Genomic DNA, 6,084 nt, shown 5'->3' with positions numbered 1-6,084 from the left:
CCCCCCCACTGCCGCAAGTGCTGCCTGAAAGCGATTACACCCCTGCAAACGCCATTGAATACGTATGCAGGGTGATTCCCGCGAAGAACGCGCTGCCTACCATAGCGGCGACGACAGCGGCCACCGCGTCGCACGTCCACGGTCACTCCGGGACGTTCACGAATCGATCTGCAACATTGCCTGGGAGGGGAAAATGTTGAACCACAAGCGCAGTGCGCTGAGTCTCGCGCTGGCCGTTGTGCTGGCGCCGACGCTGGCGTCGGCACAGTCCACGCAGAGCACCACCACGCCGGCCGCCACCGCCGCCACCAACCTGGATACGGTGCAGGTCACCGGCATCCGCCGCGGCATCGAGAGCGCGATCGCGGTCAAGCAGGACGCCACCTCGGTGGTCGAAGCGATCTCCGCCGAAGACATCGGCAAGCTGCCCGACGTCAGCATCGCCGAATCCATTTCGCGCCTGCCCGGCCTGGCCGCCCAGCGCGTGGCCGGCCGTGCGCAGGTCATCAGCGTGCGCGGCCTGTCACCGGACTTCGCCACCACCCTGCTCAACGGCCGTGAAGTGGTCAGCACCGGCGACAACCGCGGCGTCGAGTTCGACCAGTACCCGTCCGAACTGGTCAACGGCGTGACCGTGTACAAGACCCCGGATGCCGCGCTGGTCGGCCAGGGCCTGTCGGGCACCATCGACATGCAGACCGCACGCCCGCTCAGCTTCGGCGAACGCGTGATCGCAGTCAGTGGCCGCTACCAGAAGAGTTCGCTGGGCCGCGCCGCCAACGTCGACCCGTATGGCAACCGCTTCAGCGCCAGCTACATCGACCAGTTCCTGGACAAGACCCTGGGCATCGCCATCGGCTACGCGCACAGCGACATGCCGATCCAGGAAAACCAGGTCGGCCTGTACGAGCCGTGGACCACCCAGTTCACCAATGATGGCAAGCGCCCCGGCGTTACCGCAGGCACCTACTTCTCCGATGGCATCAAGGCGCTGCGCCGCACCGGCAACAACAAGCGTGACGGCGTGATGGCCACGATCCAGTTCCGGCCGAACAACAGCTGGACCAGCACCTTCGATGCGTTCCACACCGAAGCCGAGCAGATTGACACCGCCAACCAGTTCGAGCTCAACCTGAGCAACTACAACGGCAACTACCTGCCTGGCCTGCTGATCAGCAACCCGCAGATCAACGCGAATGGCTCGTTCACCGGCGGCACCGCCAGCGGCGTGTACCCACTGGTACGTGGCATGTACAACAAGCGCAAGGACAAGATCGATGCGTTCGGCTGGAACAACGAGTTCAACTTCAGCGGCGTCAAGCTGGTCGCCGACCTGAACTACTCCAAGGCCACGCGCGATGAGCTGAACCTGGAAAACAACCTGCAGCTGACCCCGATGCCGCAGCTGGATACGGTTGGTGTATCGATCCGCCAGAACGGTTTCTCGCAGATCAGCCCGGGCCTGAACTACTCCAACCCGGATGCGTTGTTCCTGACCAACACCATCTACGGTTCCGGCTACGGCAAGGTTCCGAAGGTGGAAGACCGCCTGAAGGGAGGCAAGCTGGCCGCGACGATTGCGCTGCCCGATGCCATCGCCTCATGGGCCCCGGATATCGACATCGGCGTGAACTACGCCGACCGCCGCAAGGTGAAGACGCAGTCCGAAGGCAACATCCTGCTCGGTGCACAGGGCGATGCCAACATCGCCTCGGACCTGCAGTATCGCCCGGTCAATCTCGGCTTCGCCGGCATCGGCTACATCCCATCATGGAATGTGCCGGCTGCGGTGGGGCGCTACATGACCTTCAATCCGGTCGACAATCTGGACTACCTGATTCCCAAGTCGTGGACGGTACAGGAAAAGATCACCACCGCCTGGGCGCGCCTGAACATCAACACCGACATCGGCGAAGTGGGCGTGCGCGGCAACATCGGCGTGCAGATGCAGCACACCGACCAGAGCTCGGACTCGCGGTACTGGGACAACTCGCAGCCGGCGGGCAGCAACATCCAGCCCTACTCCGCAGGCCGCAAGTACAACGATTGGTTGCCGAGCTTGAATCTGGCCTTCATGTTCCCGCACCAGCAGACGCTGCGCTTCGCCGCCGCCAAGCAGGTCGCGCGCCCGCGCGTGGACCAGATGCGTGCCGGCCTGGAATTCGGTGTGGATACCAGCAACGGCCGCCCCGGTGGCAGCGGCGGCAATCCGCTGCTGGACCCGTGGCGTGCCACCGCACTGGACCTGTCCTACGAGAAGTACTTCGGCGAGAAGGCCTACGTAGCTGCGGCCATTTTCTACAAGGACCTGAAGAGCTACGTCTACACCCAGTCGGTGGACAACTACGACTTCAGTGGGCTGCTTGGCAACTACGTACCACCGCCGGGCATGATCGCGCCGGTACAGACCGTCGGCACGTTCTCGACCCCGCAGAATGGCAAGGGCGGCACGTTGAAGGGCCTCGAGCTGACCGCGTCGTTCCCGCTGGACATGCTGACCGACAACCTGCGCGGCTTCGGCGTGCAGGCGAGCGCGACCTTCAACAAGAGCGACATCACCATTCTGGATCCGGAGAGCGCGTCCAGCGTGGGTTCCGATCCGATCAGCCTGCCGGGCCTGTCCAAGCGCGTGTACAACTTCACCGCCTACTACGAGCGTAGTGGCTTTGAAGCGCGCATCAGCCAGCGCCGCCGTTCGGACTTCATCGGTGAGATCGGCAACTTCAACGGCAACCGCACCCTGCGCTACGTGGTGGGCGAGAACGTGACCGATGCGCAGGTGAGCTATACCTTCAGCGACAGCAGCGCCCTGCGTGGCCTGACCCTGCTGCTGCAGGGCAGCAACCTGACCAACGAGCCGTACCGCACCTATGCCGGCAGCAAGGACCGCCCGCTGGAGTACATCGAGTGGGGCCGCACCTACATGCTGGGCGTGAACTACAAGTTCTGACCTGGCCAAGGTAGTGCCGGCCGCTGGCCGGCAACCCTGATTCGGTTGTGCCGGCCGCTGGCCGGCAACACAAGGGGAGCAGGACCGCAAACCCGCTGCGCAGGCAGCGGGTTTTCTTTTGTGCGCATGCCGGCCGTTGGTCGGCAAGGCCCATCCACGCATGCTGTGGATAAGGACCATCCCCAGTAGCTCCACGCCATGCGTGGATGCCCTTCACCGCAATCCCACCCACAAAAAAGGGACGGGGCGCTTCGGCCCCGTCCCCGCAAGTACCGCCACCGGAGAAAACGGTCAGCTGCGTCGGGCGCAATACACCGCACGCGGCGGCAGCTGGAGTTCATTGCCCTGCACCGTGCCCGCATCCGGGCCCGGCACCGCCACCTGCTGCCAGTGGCCCGGCGGCAGCGGATGGCTCACCGCCTCGGCCGACAGGTTGAAGGCCAGCAGGAGGGTTTCATCTGCAAGCATACGCTCGAACAGCAGCACTGGCTCGGCACTTTCGATGAATCGGATGCTGCCGTGCAGGAGCGCCGGCTGGCCACGCCGCCAGGCCAGGAACGCTCGGAAAGCGGCCAGGACCGAGTGCGGGTCGCGTTCCTGCACCGCCACCGCCGCGGCCCGGTGCTCGGCCGGGATCGGCAGCCAGGGCTTGCCGGAAGTGAAGCCGGCCAGCGGCGCATCAGTCCAGGGCAGCGGGGTGCGGCAGCCATCACGGCCCTTGAAGTTCGGCCAGAAGGTGATGCCGTAGGGGTCCTGCAGGGCCTCGAACGGCACCTCGGCCTCGGCCAGGCCCAGCTCCTCGCCCTGGTACAGGCAGACCGAGCCACGCAGCGAGCACAGCATCGCCACCAGCATCCGCGCCAGGCGCGGGTCGGCCGGATGGCCGCCCCAGCGGCTGACCGCCCGTTCCACGTCGTGATTCGAAACCGCCCAGCACGGCCAGCCTTCGGTCATCGCCGCTTCCAGGCGCGAGACCGTGTCGCGGATGTAGGCCGCGCTGTAGTCGTCCACCAGCAGCTCGAAGCTGTAACCCATGTGCAGGCGCCCGTCACGGGTGTACTCGGCGGTGGTCGCCAGCGAGTCCTCCGAGGAGATCTCGCCGAGGCTGACTGCCCCCGGGTACGCGTCCAGCAGCGCGCGCAGGCGTTCCAGGAACGGCAGGTTCTCCGGCTGGGTGTTGTTGAAGTAGTGGTACTGGTAGGCGTACGGGTTGTCCGGGCTGAAGCCGCGGCCCACCCGCTTGTCAGCCGGCTTGGGCGGGTTGTCGCGCAGCTGCGCGTCGTGGAAGCAGAAGTTGATCGCATCCAGGCGGAAGCCATCCACGCCGCGGTCCAGCCAGAAGCGCACGTTGTCCAGGGTCGCCTGCTGCACGTCCGGGTGATGGAAGTTCAGGTCCGGCTGGTCGACCAGGAAGTTGTGCAGGTAGTACTGCTCGCGGCGCGGCTCCCACTGCCAGGCGCCGCCGCCGAACAGCGACAGCCAGTTGTTGGGCGGCGTGCCGTCCTCGCGCGGGTCGGCCCAGACGTACCAGTCCGCCTTGGGGTTGCTGCGGTCCTGGCGGCTCTCGCGGAACCAGGCGTGCTCGATCGAGGTGTGGCTCAGCACCTGGTCGATCATCACCTTCAGGCCCAGGCCATGGGCCTTGGCCAGCAGGCGGTCGAAGTCGTCCAGGCGGCCGAACAGCGGATCGACGTCGCGGTAGTCGGCGATGTCATAGCCGAAATCGGCCATCGGCGACTTGAAGAACGGCGAGATCCAGATCGCGTCCACCCCCAGCGTGGCGATGTGGTCCAGGCGCTCGATGATGCCCGGCAGGTCGCCGACCCCATCGCCGTTGGCATCGAGGTAGCTGCGCGGGTAGATCTGGTAGATGACGGCTCCGCGCCACCATGGATAGTGCGACATCGACAGCCCCCCTCCGGGCATGCGTGACCCGCCGGAAGCGGGCCGAAATCCTGTTCCGGCAAGCTTAGCGGTGGCCTCCACGGCATGGCGCAACCTGCATACGTATTCACGCAGGCAGCCGGCCAGGCCGGCCCAAGCCTGCCGTCCGCCCCGGTTTGCGCCCGAATTCACGGCCAGCGCCTATAATCGGCGGTGAGCCTGAAAGCCTGATCGCATGACCATCACCGAAGACACCCGTCCCGCCCTGGGCCTGCCCCAGATCCAGTCGCTTGCCGCGGCCGACATGGCCGCCGTCGACGCCCTGATCCGGCGCCGCCTGTCCTCGGACGTCGTGCTGATCAACCAGATCGCCGACCACATCATTTCCGCCGGTGGCAAACGCCTGCGCCCGATGCTGGTGATGCTGGCCGGCCACGCGGTCGGCCACGCTGGCCCGGACCACCACCAGCTGGCGGCGATCATCGAGTTCATCCACACCTCCACCCTGCTGCATGACGACGTGGTGGACGAATCCAACCTGCGCCGTGGCCGCAGCACCGCCAACGCACTGTGGGGCAACGCGCCGAGCGTGCTGGTCGGCGACTTCCTGTACTCGCGCAGCTTCCAGCTGATGGTTGAACTGGAGCGCATGCCGGTGATGCAGATCCTGGCCGATGCCACCAACCGCATCGCCGAGGGTGAAGTGCTGCAGCTGCTGCACGTGCACAACCCAGATACCGACGAAGCCGCCTACCTGCGCGTGATCGAGCGCAAGACCGCGGTGCTGTTCGCCGCCGGCACCCGCCTGGGCGCGCTGGCCAGCGGCGTGGATGAAGCCACCCAGCAGGCCCTGTTCGACTACGGCATGCACCTGGGCTACGCGTTCCAGATCGCCGACGACGTGCTGGACTACTCGGCCAACGCCGAGGAACTGGGCAAGAACCTGGGCGACGACCTCGCCGAGGGCAAGGCCACGCTGCCACTGATCCACGCCATGGCCCACTCCGATGACGCCACCCGCGAGCGCCTGCGCGCGATCGTGCAGGACGGCGATGCCTCGGCGATGCCGGAAGTGCTGGCCGCGATCCGTGCTACCGGTGGCCTTGAGTACAGCCGCCGCCGTGCCGAGGAATACGCCGAAGCCGCCGAGCGCGCGCTCGATGGCCTGGCCGACAACGATGCGGTTGCCGCGCTGCGTGGCCTGGCCCGTTACGCGGTGCAGCGCTCGCATTGATGCAGGCGTGGGGGGC

General features: G+C 66.1%; 3 protein-coding genes. 2 read left to right on the top strand and 1 reads right to left on the bottom strand.

Going from position 1 to position 6,084, the window contains the following annotated elements:
- The first annotated feature begins 193 nt into the window (after positions 1–193).
- On the top strand, positions 194–2,950 hold the full coding sequence (locus QRO93_RS16065) for a TonB-dependent receptor (protein WP_180880529.1): 2,757 nt from the start codon (positions 194–196) through the stop codon (positions 2,948–2,950).
- 291 nt (positions 2,951–3,241) lie between these two features.
- On the opposite strand, the gene QRO93_RS16060 is transcribed toward QRO93_RS16065, so the two are convergent.
- Positions 3,242–4,855 (bottom strand): alpha-glucosidase family protein, encoded by a 1,614-nt coding sequence (locus QRO93_RS16060; protein WP_180880527.1) that lies wholly within the window; start codon positions 4,853–4,855, stop codon positions 3,242–3,244.
- Positions 4,856–5,069: 214 nt separating this feature from the next.
- On the opposite strand from QRO93_RS16060, the gene QRO93_RS16055 reads away from it, so the two are divergent.
- On the top strand, positions 5,070–6,068 hold the full coding sequence (locus tag QRO93_RS16055; RefSeq protein ID WP_180880525.1) for a polyprenyl synthetase family protein: 999 nt from the start codon (positions 5,070–5,072) through the stop codon (positions 6,066–6,068).
- Positions 6,069–6,084: the final 16 nt, after the last annotated feature.

Origin of the sequence: Stenotrophomonas maltophilia group sp. Smal17 (assembly GCF_030237045.1) — a bacterium.
GTDB lineage: Bacteria > Pseudomonadota > Gammaproteobacteria > Xanthomonadales > Xanthomonadaceae > Stenotrophomonas > Stenotrophomonas forensis.
This window is presented reverse-complemented; position numbering and strand designations above follow the sequence as displayed.